Genomic DNA, 13,512 nt, shown 5'->3' with positions numbered 1-13,512 from the left:
CTGAGAGACTGGGCGTCCGCCGAACTCGCTTCCCCGGGAGGCCCGCATGACGACCCCCAGCGCCCCACAACGCCGTGAAGCGCCCGACCGCAACCTCGCGATGGAGCTGGTCCGGGTGACCGAGGCCGCCGCGATGGCCGCCGGGCGCTGGGTCGGCCGCGGCGACAAGATCGGTGGGGACGGCGCGGCCGTCGACGCGATGCGCCAGCTGGTGTCGACGGTGTCGATGCGCGGGGTCGTGGTGATCGGCGAGGGCGAGAAGGACGAAGCGCCCATGCTGTTCAACGGCGAAGAGGTCGGCAACGGCGACGGGCCGGACTGCGACGTCGCGGTCGACCCGGTCGACGGCACCACGCTGATGGCCAAGGGCATGCCCAACGCCCTCGCGGTGCTCGCGGTCGCCGAGCGCGGCGCGATGTTCGACCCGTCCGCGGTGTTCTACATGGAGAAGCTGGCCGTCGGGCCCGAGGCGGCGGGCAAGGTGGAGCTCGGCGCGCCGATCGCGGAGAACATCCGGCGAGTGGCCAAGGCGAAGAACAGCAGCGTCGGCGACGTCACCGTGTGCGTCCTCGACCGGCCGCGCCACGAGCAGATCATCAAGGAGATCCGCGACGCGGGCGCGCGGATCCGGTTCATCTCCGACGGCGACGTCGCGGGCGCGATCGCCGCGGCCCGCCCGACCACCGGCGTCGACATGCTGATCGGCATCGGCGGGACGCCGGAGGGCATCATCGCGGCCTGCGCGATGAAGTGCCTCGGCGGCGAGCTGCAGGGCCGGCTGTGGCCGAAGGACGACGCCGAGCGCGAGAAGGCCATCGGCGCCGGGCACGACCTCGACCGCGTGCTGCTGAACGACGACCTCGTGACCGGCGACAACGTCTTCTTCTGCGCCACCGGCGTCACCGACGGCGACCTGCTGCGCGGGGTCCACTACCGCGAGGGCGGCGCAACGACGCAGTCCATCGTGATGCGGTCCAAGTCCGGGACCGTCAGAATGATCGACGGTTACCACCGGCTCAACAAGCTGCGGGCGTACTCCTCGGTCAACTTCGACGGCCACCTGGACACGCCCGACGACGACATCGTGCCCCCGCTGCCGTAGAGGAGATCCGTGACCCGGCGACTGCTCGCCCTGCTGACCGCCGGCCTGTTCGTCCTGGTCACCGGCACCGCCAGGGCCGAGCCCGGCATCGTCGGGGGCGCGAACGCGAGTGAGCCGTACCCGTTCGCGGTGTCGCTGCACTCGTCGACGGGGAAGCTGTTCTGCGCGGGCGCGCTGATCGCGCCGACCTGGGTGGTCACGGCCGCGCACTGCGCGTTCGACAAGGCGCCGTCCGCGGTTTCGGTGCGGGCGGGGACGGCCGATTCGGGGCAGGGCGGCGAAGTCGCCCAGCTCGCCGCCATCATCGTGAACCTGGCGTTCAACACGCAGAGCCCGGCGGGTGACATCGCGCTGCTGCGGCTGGCGACGCCGGTCAAGGCCGCGCCGGTCGCACTGGCGACGGCGGCGTCGCCCGGCACGGCGACCCGCATCCTCGGCTGGGGCCAGACGTGCCCGAAGGTCAACTGCGGCCAGGTCCCGGCGACGCTGCAGCAGCTCGACACGCACATCGTCGAAGGCGCGAAGTGCACGTCGGTGTTCGACGGGACGGCCGAGCTGTGCACGGACAACCCCGGCGGCAAGTCCGGAGCGTGCTTCGGCGACTCCGGCGGCCCGGAGGTCGTGCGCGACGGCGACCACTGGCTGCTCGTCGGCGTCACCAGCCGGCCGGGCAACAACAACCCGGAATGCGCGACGGCGCCGTCGATCTACACGTCCGTCGTCGCGTACCAGCCGTGGATCGCGGAGAAGACGAAGGCCTGACCTACTCGGCGTTGCTGGAGTGGCCCGGGAACAGGTGCGCGTCCGGGTCGAGGGCGACGGCGATGTTGTTGACGGCCGTTGCCGCCTCGCCGAAGCCGGTCGCGATCAGCTTGACCTTCCCCGGGTACGCGGCGACGTCGCCCGCGGCATAGACGCGTTCGCGCGCGGTCGCCATCGTCGAGTCGACGGCGATCGCGCGGTGGTCGATCTCCAGGCCCCAGCTCTCGATCGGCCCGAGGTCGGCGGTGAACCCGAGCGCCGCGACCACGGAGTGGGCCGGCAGCCGCTCGTCTTCGGCGCCCTTCACCGAGACGTCGACGGCTTCGAGCGCGCCGCTCGCGTCCTCGACGAACCGCGTCACCTCGGCGTCGGTGATGATCCGGACGCCGAGCTCCCGCGCCTGCCGCACGATCGACTCGGCGGCGCGGAACTTGGCACGGCGGTGCACGAGCGTCACGCTCGCGGCGATCGGGTGCAGCGCGAGCACCCAGTCGAACGCCGAGTCGCCGCCGCCGACGATCACGACGTGCTGGTCCGCGTGTGCGTCGAACGACGGGACGAAGTGGACCATGCCGCGGCCGAGCCAGCCGTCGCCGGCGGGCAGCGGACGCGGGGTGAACTCGCCGATGCCCGCGGTGATCAGGACCGCGCCCGCACGCAGCGTCTCGCCGCCGTCGAGGGTGAGCTCGACGCCGTCCGCGGCGCTCTCGAGCTTCTCGGCCTTGCGCCCCAACAGGTACTTCGGCGCGAACGGCGCGGCCTGCTTCACCAGGCCGTCGACGAGATCGCGGCCGCGGACCTCGGCGAACCCGCCGACGTCGTAGATCATCTTCTCGGGGTACATCGCGGTCACCTGGCCGCCGGGCTCGGGCAGCGAGTCGACGATGGCCATCGAAAGCCCGCGGAACCCGGCGTAGTAACCGGCGAAGAGGCCGGTCGGGCCCGCGCCGATGATCACGAGGTCGTACGAGTCCCCAGAAGCTTCAGTCATGCTCGCTCCAGCCAGTGGTGGATGGCGGTGATCGAGAACACAGCCGATCCTAGCCTTGCCGGGCGCGTCAGGCGGGGATGTCGCCGTGCCCGAACAGACCGAGCAGCCAGGTGTGGCGGATGGCTTCGCGAGCGCGGTCGTAGGCCTCGTCGGTGGCGAGCCAGATGGCCTGGGTGAGCAGCTCGATCGTCGCGGCGATGACGGTGCGCGCGGTGAACGGCGGCGGGAGCGGCAGGTCGGGGTCGGTCGTGCGCAGCCACGCGGCCGTCCGGTCGAACACCGCTTCACTCGCGCGCAGCACCTCTTCACGCGCTTCGAGGCCCGCGTCGCCGAGGGCGTAGATCTCCAGGAGCACCGCGCGGGCGACCACCGGGCGGCGGCGCACGTACCCGACGACGAAGTCGCCGCACGCGGTGACGGCGGCCAGCGGGGTCGGCGCCTCGGCCGCGACCGCGACCCCCTGGTCGAGGAACTCCCCCGTCAGCGCGCGGTAGGCGGCGAGGAAGGCGTCCTGCTTGCCGGTGAACTGCTCGTAGAACGACGTGCGTGACACTCCCGCGGACGCCGTGACGTGGCCGACCGTCGTGGCGGCGTACCCGCGTGCCCCGACGTTGGCCAGCACCGCCTCGACCAGCCGGGCGCGCTGGGCCCCGGCCACTTCCTCGCGGCTGAGGCTGTGCGGCCCCTTGGGCAGCCGGCGGTCCTGGGTTCTCATCCGCGGCACCGTACCCGGCGGACCGGCCGCGAGGACCGGTCCGCCGGTGAGCGTCAGGCCGGCTCTTCCGGGGCCAGGGAGTTCCCGGCCGGGATGTGCCCGCAGCTCGACGGCGCCGCCTTGCCCGCGAAGCGGTCGACCAGCCACGCGATCGCCGTCGGCGCCCAGGCTGCCGCGCCGCCGACGTGGCTGAACAGGTCGTACTGCGTGTACTTGATCGAGCCGTTGCCGGTGGCGCAGTACTGCCGGGCGAGCGCCCGCACGTCGCCGGCCACCATCACGCCGTCGCCGGTGCCGATGCCCGGGAGGTTGCTCGTGGTCCCTTCGAGGAACCCGGCGTTGCCCTGGGCGATGAAGCCGGGGACCGACGGCGTCGGCGCGGACCCGATGTTGACCTTATTGACCGCGTCGACGAACGGCGCCACGGAGTTCGGGTTCGCGTACTCCGGCTTCGCGATCTTCTGCCACGTCAGCCCCGGGTAGCGGCCGAGGGCGTTGATGATCGACGCGTGCTCCAGGTCGTCGAGCACCTTCAAGCCGTACGGGCTCGCGTACGGCCGCAGGTCGATGCCGAAGCCGCGCGCGACGCCGATCAGCGCCATCGGGATGACGCCGGACCAGACCGGGCTGCCGCCGACGTACTTGAGGTTGTGCGCGGGGTCGACGAGCACACCGCCTTCGGTGAAGCCGACCAGCTTCCGGTTGACGTCGGGGGCGTAGCTCGGCGCGAGCGCGGCCGCCCAGCCGGTCGCGATGGCGCCGCCCGAGTACCCGAGGAGCCCGAACTTCGTGCCGTCGTTCATGCCGGTGGCGGCCGAGCTCGTCACGGCGCGGATCGAGTCGAGCGTGTTCGTGCCGTACTCCGGCCCGGCGGCGAAGTTCGCGGTCTGTCCTTCGGTGTCGGGCACGACGACGTTGTAGCCCAGCAGGAGCGACGGGAGGAGCAGCAGCGACTCGCCGTTGGGCAGCAGGCCGCCGAGGGTGACGTCCCCGGCGATCGCCCGCGACGGCGCGTCGGCGGGGTCGAGCGAGTCGTAGGCCGACTGGTACGACACGGCTTTCGTGGTGTCGCCGGTGATGCTGCGGACGACCGAGGTGACGTTGGCGGCCGGCCGGCCCTGCGCGTCGGTGGTGCGGTAGAGCAGCTGGATGGCTTTCACCGGCGTCGCGAGCCCGACGACGTGGTAGTTCAGCGTCCGGGTCTTGAGGACCGTCCCGGGCGCGTAAGACGACAGCGGTGCGCTGCCGTCGTAGGAGTAGAAGGAATCGGACGACGCGGCGGCGGCCGGGCTCGCCGGCGCGAGGGCGGCGGTCAGCGCGAATGCTGCGGTGAGCGCGGCGAAACGAACGCGGTTACGGATCATGACTCCCCTTTGAATCATGAGGTGGATCACGCGGATCGCCGTAACCTACCAGCGAGTAGGTGTCGTGTACAGCCGCGTACACGATCGACGGAACGGGGTGCGCAACGCCACCACGCGGCGACCCGCGAAAAGGTCCAGAATCGGTGTCATGGCTGACCAGGAATACCGGATCGAACACGACACCATGGGCGAGGTCCGCGTGCCGGCCGCCGCGCTCTACCGCGCGCAGACCCAGCGGGCCGTCGAGAACTTCCCCATCTCCGGCCGGGGCCTGGAGCGGGCCCAGATCCGCGCGCTCGGCCTGCTCAAGGCCGCCGCCGCGCGCGTGAACCAGAAGCTGGGCGTGCTCGACGCCGACGTCGCGGAGGCCATCGCGGCCGCCGCCGACGAGGTCGCCGAGGGCGCCCACGACGCGCACTTCCCGATCGACGTCTTCCAGACCGGCTCCGGGACGTCGTCGAACATGAACGCCAACGAGGTCATCGCGACGCTGGCGACCCGCGCCCTCGGCCGGGAGGTGCACCCGAACGACCACGTCAACGCGTCGCAGTCGTCGAACGACACGTTCCCGACGACCATCCACGTCGCCGCGACCGAAGCCGTCCTCAAGGACGTCATTCCCGCGCTGGAGTACCTCGCGGGCGCGATCGAGGTGCGCGCCGAGGAGTGGGCCGACGTCGTGAAGTCCGGCCGCACGCACCTGATGGACGCCGTGCCGATCACCCTCGGCCAGGAGGCCGGCGCGTGGGCGTCGCAGGTCCGCTTCGGCGTCGAACGGCTGAAGTCCGGCCTGCCGCGCCTCGGCGAGCTGCCGATCGGCGGCACCGCCGTCGGGTCCGGCCTCAACGCGCCGGACGGCTTCGGCGCTTCGGTCGCCGCGGAGCTCGCCACCGTGACCGGCCTGCCGCTGACCGAGGCCCGCGACCACTTCGAGGCGCAGGCGACGCAGGACAGCGTCGTCGAGACGTCCGGGCACCTGCGCACGATCGCCGTGTCGCTCAACAAGATCGCGAACGACCTGCGCTGGCTGGGTTCCGGCCCGCGCACCGGCCTGGCCGAGCTGGCGCTGCCGGACCTGCAGCCGGGCTCGTCGATCATGCCGGGCAAGGTGAACCCGGTGATCCCGGAGGCGACGCTGCAGGTCGTCGCGCAGGTGATCGGCAACGACGCGGCCGTCGCTTTCGCCGGCGCCGCGGGCAACTTCCAGCTGAACGTCAACCTGCCGGTGATCGCGCGGAACGTCCTCGAGTCGGCGCGCCTGCTCGCGGCCGTCTCGCGACTGCTGGCGGACAAGGTCTTCGACGGCGTCAAGGCCAACGTGGATCGCGCCCGTCAGTACGCCGAAGGTTCGCCGTCGATCGTGACGCCGTTGAACAAGTACATCGGCTACGAAGAGGCCGCCGCGGTCGCGAAGCAGGCTCTGAAGGAGCTGAAGACGATCCGCGAGGTCGTGATCGAGCGCGGGTATGTGAAGGACGGCAAGCTCACCGAAGAGCAGCTCGACGAAGCGCTCGACGTCCTCCGCATGGCCCGCGGCGGCAAGTGACTCCCTACCGCCGGCGCAGGCGCGCGTCCGCCAGCGCCGGCGGGGTGTAGTCCTTCTCGGCCGAGTTCAGGTCCGTGCCCGGCGGGACGATCTCGTCGATCCGGTCCAGCACCTCGTCGTCCAGCACCAGGTCCGCGCCGGCCAGCAGGTCGTCGAGCTGCGACGGCGTGCGCGGGCCGATGATCGCCGACGTCACGCCCGGGTGCGCCCGGACGAACGCCGTCGCCAGGTGGGTGAGCGGGCGGCCCAGGTCGTCGGCGATCTTCTTCAGCTGCGCGATCGCCTCGAACTTGACGGCGTTCTCCGGCAGCGCCGGGTCGAACTTGTGCGCCTGCAACGTCCGGCGGCCTTCGGAAAGGTCCACATCGGACGGTTGCAGGTACTTGCCCGACAGCCAGCCGCTGGCCAGGGGGCTCCACGTCAGCACGCCCATGCCGTACTTCTGCGCGGTCGGCAGCACCGCCGCTTCGATGGCCCGGTTGAAGATCGAGTACGGCGGCTGTTCGGCGCGGAACCGCGCCAGGCCCCGCCTATCCGCCACCCACTGGGCTTCCACGATCTGCTCGGCCGGGAAGTCCGACGACCCGATCGCGCGGACCTTCCCGGCGCGCACGAAGTCCGTCAGCACCGAGAGGGTTTCCTCGATGTCGGTCGTCGGGTCCGGCCGGTGCACCTGGTAGAGGTCGACGTAGTCGGTGTCGAGCCGCCGGAGGCTGTCGTCGAGCGCGCGGGTGAGCCAGCGCCGGGAAAGGCCGCCCTGGTTGGGGTCGGAGCCCATCTGGAAGAAGCCCTTGGTGGCCAGCACGACCTCGTCGCGGCGGCCTTTCAGGGCCTTGCCGACGATCCGCTCGTTCTCGCCGTCGCTGTACATGTCCGCGGTGTCCCAGAAGTTCACGCCGGCGTCGAGCGCGGTGTGCAGCATCCGGACGCCCTCCTCGTGGTCCGGATTGCCCCACTTGCCCAGCATCATCGCGCCGAACGCGTACTCGCTGACCGAGATCCCCGTGCCGCCCAGAATTCGTCGTTTCATGCCACCACTCTGGAAGCGGTGAGCGGGCCGGACCAGGTCACGCTCAACCTGGGTCCGCCAGTACCAGGCGGGCCGCCGCGAGCCGGGGATACTGGAGGCATGAGTGACGCAGCCGAGCTGGGCGCCTTCCTGAAGGCGCGCCGCGCCGCACTGGACCCCGCCGACCTGGGCCTGCCGCCCGGGATCACACAGCGGCGCGTCAAGGGCCTGCGCCGTGAGGAGCTGGCGCAGCTGTCCGGCATCAGCGTCGACTACTACACGCGGCTGGAGCAGGGCCGCGCGAAGAACGTCTCGGACGCGGTTCTCGACGCGCTCGCCCGCGCGCTGCGGCTCACCTCCGGCGAGGAGGCCTACCTGCGCAACCTCGCCGCGCCGAGGCGCCGGGACGAGCACGCGCCGCAGCGGGTCCGGCCCGAGCTGCAGCAGCTGCTCGACGCCATCCAGGCGCCGGCGTTCGTCTTCGGCCGGTACCTGGACGTGCTCGCGTGGAACCCGCTCGGGGGCGCGGTCGCGTTCGCGTTCGCCGACCTCGACGAGCTCAACATGCCGAAGCTCATCTTCACCGACGAACGCGCGAAGCAGCTGCACCCGGAGTACGACGCGGTCTGCCGCGAGCTCGTCGCGAACCTGCGCGCGGAGAACGGCAGGCACCCCGGTGACCCGCGGTTCGCCCAGCTGATCGGGGAGCTCTCCCTGGCCAGCGAGCGGTTCCGGCAGCTGTGGGCCGAGCACGCGGTGCAGGAGAAGGCGCAGGGGTGGAAGCTGCTGCGCAACCCCGTCGTCGGCGAGCTGCGGCTGCGGTACGAAACGCTGCGCCTGCCCCAGGATCCCGACCAGGGCCTGGTGATCTACCACGCCGAACCGGGGTCGGAGACCGAGCGCGCGCTCGGCCTGCTGGCCAGCTGGATCACCGCCGGTGAACGACCGGTGAACACTCGGCAAGCACGCACCCACCCGGCGTGACCGCTGCCTAGGCTGCTGCATCTGGGGGAGCCGGGGGCAGAGGAGCAGCACGGTGGGCGTCGGCGCGACGATGCAGTCTCTCGCCGAGATCCTGAGCTCGGACTCGGGCAGTCTGGTCCTCGGGCTCGCCGCGCTGGTCGCGATGGCCGCGCCGTTCGTGGACCGCTACTTCATCCGGCGCCGGCGCATGACGTTCCGGGTGCTCTACAACTCCAAGATCGGCCTCTCCCCGATCGACCTGCACGACGGCGAGAACGGCTCGGCGCAGGCGGCGCCGCAGCTGGAGCAGCTGGCCCGGCTGCTCGAGCGGATGAGCATCGTGGTGATCCGCGTCCACAACACCGGCGGGTTCGACATCGCGCCGGAGGACTTCGAGATCCCGCTCTCGTTCACCTTCGGCAGCCGGATCGTCTGGGACGCGCGGGTGTCCGACGCCACCGACGACGGCCTGCGCCAGCACGTCCGCGACGGTCTCGAGTTCTTCACGCGCGACACCGCGACCCCGCAGCCCGCCGAAGGCGTGAAGCTCTCTCGGGTGCGCGCGCTGCTGCCGAAGCGCTTCGCCGGGCTCGTCGCGTCGGAAGCACCGCCGCCTGAAGCACCCGAGTGGCACGGCGTCCGGTTCGCACGGCTTTCCTTGAAGCGCAAGGAGAAGTTCAAGCTGGTCGTCGTGCTCCGGGAGTCCGAGGGCCACGACGGCGAGATCAGCAAGGAGATCGACCACCACGCGCGGCTCGCCGCCGGCCGGATCAAGGACGACCGCAAGCAGCGCCGGTTCGGCTGGCCGGTGATCACGACAGCGGTTGGGGTGCTGCTGACCGGCGCGCTGCTGGCGACGCTGATCGTGTCCTGGTCCCGGCCGGCGGTCGACAGCGCGTTGTGCGCCACCGGGAAGCTGTCGGTCCAGGGGTCGAGCGCGTTCGTCCCGATCATCAACGGCATCGCCGGCGAGTACCACGGCCAGTGCGACGGCGCGGCGATCACGACCCAGGCGACCGGCAGTGTCACCGGCGTCCGCGCGCTCGCCGTCGTCGACGCCGCGGGCAAGGACGAGCTGGCGGTGCTCTCGGACGGCCGGTCGGGCGAGGCCGGCCCCGAGCTCGAGGCGAAGGCCGTCGCGGTGGTCGTGTACAGCCTGGTCGTCAACCGCGCGGCCGGGGTCGACAAGCTGACGACCCAGCAGGTCAAGGACATTTTCAGCGGCCGCGTGCGGAACTGGGACCAGCTGCGGCCGGGGCCGTCGGTGCCGATCGGGATCGTCGGGCGGGGGCAGGAGTCGGGCACACGCAAGACGTTCGAGCAGAAGGTGCTCGGCGGCGCGGAGGACCGGCTGACGTCGGACTCGTGCCGCAAGCCCGAGCGCGACCCGGCGGCCGCCACCACGCGCTGCGAGCGTGGCACGACCGCCGAAGTGCTCACCGAGGTCGCGGCGGTGCCCGGCGCGATCGGGTACGCCGACGTCCCGGCGGCCAAAACCGCGGCCGCCCGTGACCAGCAGGTGAGCGTCGTGCAGCTCGACGGCCACTACCCCGACGTCACGACCGTCGACGCCGGGTACCGCTTCTGGACCGTCGAGTACCTGTACACGAAGGGCGTGCCGTCGAACGGGAGCGTGCTGAAGCGGTTCCTGGACTACCTGGCCAGCCCGACCGCGCGGGCCGAGCTGCAGGACGCCGGGTACACGCCGTGCGTGGCCAAGGACGGCCTGCTCGACCCCCTCTGCACCAGGCCGGACATCTGACCGTCCTGAAATTGTCGGTAGTCCGGGTCATGATGTCCGGGTGTTGCTGAGCGAGATAGTCCGGGCGTCCGCCGAGCTGGCGGCGACGAGGTCCAGGAAGGCGAAGATCGCCCTCCTGGCCGCGGTGCTGCGCGCCGCCGAGCTCGTCGAGCTGCCGGTGGTGATCGCGTACCTGACGGGGCAGACGGCGCAGGACAGGCTGGGTGCGGGCTGGCGCACCCTGGCCGGGCTCGGCGCCGGGTCCGCGCCCGACCCGGTCGCGACGGTGCTCGAAGTGGATTCCGCGCTGACCGAGGCGGCCGGCGTGGCGGCGGGCGCCGGGTCCTCGGGCCGGCGGCAGGAGATCCTGCGGGCGCTGTTCGAGCGGCTCACGAAGAGCGAGCAGGAGTTCCTGTTCCGGCTGGTCACCGGCGAGCTGCGGCAGGGCGCGCTGGAGGGCGTGATGGTCGACGCGGTCGCGGCGGCGGCCGAGGTGCCGGCCGTCGACGTGCGGCGGGCGTTCATGCTGTCCGGGAAGCTGGGTGTCACCGGTGTCGCGGCGCTGACCGGCGGGCAGGCCGCGCTGGCGGAGTTCCGGCTGACACTGGGCACGCCGGTCAAGCCGATGCTGGCGTCCCCGGCGGAGTCGCTGGAGGAGGCCGTCGCCGAGCACGCCGAGGCGATCGTCGAGTACAAGATGGACGGTGCGCGGATCCAGGTGCACCGCCAGGGCGACGAAGTGCACGTCTGGACGCGCACGCTGCGCGAGATCACCGGGAGCGTCCAGGAGCTGGTCGAGCTCGTGCGGGCGCTGCCGTGCGAGTCGGTGGTGCTGGACGGCGAAACCCTGGCGCTCACCGACGCCGGGCGGCCGCGGCCGTTCCAGGACACGATGAGCCGGTTCGGCAGCACGCGCGAGGAGCAGGTGAAGGCGCTGCTGCTGCGGCCGTACTTCTTCGACTGCCTGCACCTCGACGGCGTCGACCTGCTGGACGCGCCGCTGTCCGAGCGCAATGCGGCGCTGCGGAAAGTCGCCGGGGCGCACGTGATCCCCGGCGAGGTCGGTGTCGCGCGTGCGGCCGAAGTGCTGGAGGCGGCGATGGAGGCCGGCCACGAAGGGGTGATGGTCAAGGACCTGGCGTCGGCGTACGCGGCGGGGCGGCGCGGGCGAGCGTGGCTGAAGGTCAAGCCGGTGCACACGATCGACCTGGTGGTGCTGGCGGCGGAGTGGGGCCACGGCCGCCGCACGGGCACGCTGTCGAACCTCCATCTGGGCGCTCGCGACCCGGACGGCGGCCCGCCGATCATGGTGGGCAAGACGTTCAAGGGCATGACCGACGAGATCCTGGCCTGGCAGACGAGGACGTTCCAGGAGATCGAGACCCACCGCGACGACTGGACGGTGTACGTCCGCCCGGAGGTCGTGGTCGAGATCGAGCTGGACAGCGCCCAGGTCTCGACCCGCTACCCGGGCGGCCTCGCGCTGCGCTTCGCCCGGGTGGTCCGCTACCGCCCGGACAAGGACCCGGCCGAGGCGGACACGATCGAAACGGTCCGCGGCCTCCTCCACGGCGACCGCCCAGAAGAAACCTGACCCCCCACCCAGGCACGTGTCGTCCACCCAGGTACGCGTGTCGTCCCTTCAATCACGCGTGATGCCTCGCCAATCACGCGAAATGCCCACCCAGTCACGCGTGATTCCCCTTCCCACCCCCGAAAGGAGCCGCTACGAAAGTCTTGATCACGACATCGCGCGTCTTCGGGGTGCTTTCCTCCTAAAAGGAAAGACGAAAGTCGATGTTGCCTTCTCCCCGTCGTGAGCAGAGTGGCTGACGGAGTTCCTTCAGCCACGGGAGAAAAGCATGAGACTGCGCGCTGTGTCCGGCTTGCTCGCGAGCACCACGTTGCTCGTGACCGCGTTCGCCGCACCCGCCGGCGCGACGCCGGTGCCGAGCACGCCGAACGCCGGGCACCAGCCGTCGAAGCACCACTTCTCGGCGGCCGCGCAGTCGTTCGTCGGCGCGAACACCGTGGAGAAGCGCGTCGCGAAGCTGGAAGCGGCGATGGCGTCGCTGCCGAAGGAGAGCACGGCGTACAACACGACGAAGCTGTGGAACGCCGGGATCACCGGCGCCGGCAGCACCGTCACGACGCTGGTGTCCTTCGGCGACGACCAGGTCAAGCAGGTCCTGGACACCTACTCGAAGAACCACGGCCTGCCGCCGGCGAACGTCGAGGTCATCGAGCCGTCCGGGGCCGTCCCGGCCTGCACCGACCCCGGTGTCGACACCGCCACCTGCCAGGGCTGGGGCGGCGAGACCGACCTCGACGTCACGATGATGCACGCCCTGGCGCCGAACGCGAAGATCATCGTCGCCGCGACGCCGGTCGCCGAGACACAGGGCTTCACCGGCCTGCCCGAGATGATGCACGCCGTCGACTACCTGACCGAGCACAAGCTGACCGACGTCATCTCGATGAGCTTCGGCACCACCGAAGAGAACTTCCCGTCGTTCGACTCGATCAAGACGCTCGACCCGGCGCTCGACCGCGCGAGCAAGGCCGGCATCACGATGGTCGCCTCCTCCGGTGACGACGGCCCGACCGGCGGTTACCTCTACGGCCCGGGCAACTACCCGTACCGCGTCGCGAGCTGGCCGGCGTCCGACCCGCGCGTCACGACGCTCGGCGGCACCCAGCTGCACCTCGACGCGACCGGCGCGCGCACGAAGCCGGACGACGTCGTGAACGTCAAGGACAACGGCTTCTCCGAAGGCGCGGGCCTCTCCAAGACGTACGCGCGGCCGAACTGGCAGGACGGCGTCAAGAAGATCACCGGCAGCAAGATGCGCTCGTTCCCGGACATCAGCATGGAAGGCGTCTTCGGGACGTCGCAGTCCGCGCCGCTGTTCGCCGGTGTGCTCGCGCTGGCCGTCCAGGCCAAGCACGGCAAGCTCGGCCAGATCAACCCCGCCCTCTACACGAAGCTGGGCCCGGCCGGCACCAAGGCGGGCATCGTCGACGTCACCGAAGGCGACAACAGCCAGGACGGCGTGACCGGCTTCACCGCGGCGAAGGGCTTCGACATCGCCAGCGGCTGGGGCACGGTCGACGCCTCGGTCTTCGTTCCCGCGCTGGTCAAGGCGCTGAAGTAGACCACCGGGTGGGGGGGGGGGGGGGGGGGGGGGGGGGGGGGGGGGGGGGAAGAGGGGGGGGAGGGGGGGGGGGGGGGGGGAGGGGGGGGGGGGGGGGGCGGGAGAGGGGGGGGGGGGGGGGGGACGTGAAACCCCTGCGAGCGGGGGGGGGAGGAAAAGGTTGC

At 71.4% G+C, this 13,512-nt stretch carries 11 protein-coding genes; 7 read left to right on the top strand and 4 right to left on the bottom strand.

What is annotated here, in order from left to right; translation table 11 throughout:
* The first annotated feature begins 46 nt into the window (after positions 1 to 46).
* Together glpX and ACZ63E_RS12985 are read left to right on the top strand one after the other, a co-directional pair.
* Positions 47 to 1,102, top strand: coding sequence for a class II fructose-bisphosphatase (gene glpX, locus ACZ63E_RS12990; RefSeq protein WP_465336149.1), 1,056 nt, complete (start codon positions 47 to 49; stop codon positions 1,100 to 1,102).
* Between the two features lie 9 nt (positions 1,103 to 1,111).
* Positions 1,112 to 1,864 (top strand): S1 family peptidase, encoded by a 753-nt coding sequence (locus ACZ63E_RS12985; RefSeq protein WP_465336148.1) that lies wholly within the window; start codon positions 1,112 to 1,114, stop codon positions 1,862 to 1,864.
* A 1-nt stretch (position 1,865) separates the two neighbouring features.
* Here ACZ63E_RS12985 and ACZ63E_RS12980 read toward each other — a convergent pair whose 3' ends face one another.
* The 3 genes from ACZ63E_RS12980 to ACZ63E_RS12970 form a co-directional block, all read right to left on the bottom strand.
* Positions 1,866 to 2,855: an NAD(P)/FAD-dependent oxidoreductase gene (locus ACZ63E_RS12980; RefSeq protein WP_465336147.1), complete on the bottom strand. Its 990-nt coding sequence runs from the start codon at positions 2,853 to 2,855 to the stop codon at positions 1,866 to 1,868.
* 67 nt (positions 2,856 to 2,922) lie between these two features.
* A complete protein-coding gene (locus tag ACZ63E_RS12975) occupies positions 2,923 to 3,570 on the bottom strand; it encodes a TetR/AcrR family transcriptional regulator (protein ID WP_465314291.1) in 648 nt (215 codons plus the stop codon).
* 53 nt (positions 3,571 to 3,623) lie between these two features.
* On the bottom strand, positions 3,624 to 4,934 hold the full coding sequence (locus tag ACZ63E_RS12970) for a lipase family protein (RefSeq protein ID WP_465336146.1): 1,311 nt from the start codon (positions 4,932 to 4,934) through the stop codon (positions 3,624 to 3,626).
* Between the two features lie 148 nt (positions 4,935 to 5,082).
* Between ACZ63E_RS12970 and ACZ63E_RS12965 the strand changes: the two genes are divergently transcribed.
* Positions 5,083 to 6,480 carry a class II fumarate hydratase gene (locus ACZ63E_RS12965; protein ID WP_465336145.1) on the top strand — a complete coding sequence of 466 codons (1,398 nt, stop codon included), beginning with the start codon at positions 5,083 to 5,085 and terminating at the stop codon, positions 6,478 to 6,480.
* A 4-nt stretch (positions 6,481 to 6,484) separates the two neighbouring features.
* Here the strand turns inward: ACZ63E_RS12965 and ACZ63E_RS12960 are convergent, their stop codons facing one another.
* Positions 6,485 to 7,510 (bottom strand): aldo/keto reductase, encoded by a 1,026-nt coding sequence (locus tag ACZ63E_RS12960; RefSeq protein ID WP_465336144.1) that lies wholly within the window; start codon positions 7,508 to 7,510, stop codon positions 6,485 to 6,487.
* A gap of 99 nt (positions 7,511 to 7,609) precedes the next feature.
* Here ACZ63E_RS12960 and ACZ63E_RS12955 point away from each other — a divergent pair, with 99 nt between their 5' ends.
* The 4 genes from ACZ63E_RS12955 (at position 7,610) to ACZ63E_RS12940 (ending at position 13,348) form a co-directional block, all read left to right on the top strand.
* Positions 7,610 to 8,473, top strand: coding sequence for a helix-turn-helix domain-containing protein (locus tag ACZ63E_RS12955; RefSeq protein WP_465336143.1), 864 nt, complete (start codon positions 7,610 to 7,612; stop codon positions 8,471 to 8,473).
* Positions 8,474 to 8,525: 52 nt separating this feature from the next.
* On the top strand, positions 8,526 to 10,214 hold the full coding sequence (locus ACZ63E_RS12950; protein WP_465336142.1) for a PstS family phosphate ABC transporter substrate-binding protein: 1,689 nt from the start codon (positions 8,526 to 8,528) through the stop codon (positions 10,212 to 10,214).
* A gap of 40 nt (positions 10,215 to 10,254) precedes the next feature.
* Positions 10,255 to 11,787, top strand: a complete 1,533-nt coding sequence (locus tag ACZ63E_RS12945; RefSeq protein WP_465336141.1) for an ATP-dependent DNA ligase — start codon at positions 10,255 to 10,257, stop codon at positions 11,785 to 11,787.
* 268 nt (positions 11,788 to 12,055) lie between these two features.
* Positions 12,056 to 13,348: a S53 family peptidase gene (locus tag ACZ63E_RS12940; RefSeq protein ID WP_465336140.1), complete on the top strand. Its 1,293-nt coding sequence runs from the start codon at positions 12,056 to 12,058 to the stop codon at positions 13,346 to 13,348.
* Positions 13,349 to 13,512 lie beyond the last annotated feature (164 nt).

The organism is Amycolatopsis sp. NPDC104819, assembly GCF_055583145.1.
This window is presented reverse-complemented; position numbering and strand designations above follow the sequence as displayed.

Coding starts and splice junctions, on each gene's coding strand:
- glpX (WP_465336149.1), top strand. CDS start 47: ATGACGACCCCCAGCGCCCCACAACGCCGTGAAGCGCCCGACCGCAAC.
- ACZ63E_RS12980 (WP_465336147.1), bottom strand. CDS start 2,855: ATGACTGAAGCTTCTGGGGACTCGTACGACCTCGTGATCATCGGCGCG.
- ACZ63E_RS12975 (WP_465314291.1), bottom strand. CDS start 3,570: ATGAGAACCCAGGACCGCCGGCTGCCCAAGGGGCCGCACAGCCTCAGC.
- ACZ63E_RS12970 (WP_465336146.1), bottom strand. CDS start 4,934: ATGATCCGTAACCGCGTTCGTTTCGCCGCGCTCACCGCAGCATTCGCG.
- ACZ63E_RS12965 (WP_465336145.1), top strand. CDS start 5,083: ATGGCTGACCAGGAATACCGGATCGAACACGACACCATGGGCGAGGTC.
- ACZ63E_RS12960 (WP_465336144.1), bottom strand. CDS start 7,510: ATGAAACGACGAATTCTGGGCGGCACGGGGATCTCGGTCAGCGAGTAC.
- ACZ63E_RS12955 (WP_465336143.1), top strand. CDS start 7,610: ATGAGTGACGCAGCCGAGCTGGGCGCCTTCCTGAAGGCGCGCCGCGCC.
- ACZ63E_RS12940 (WP_465336140.1), top strand. CDS start 12,056: ATGAGACTGCGCGCTGTGTCCGGCTTGCTCGCGAGCACCACGTTGCTC.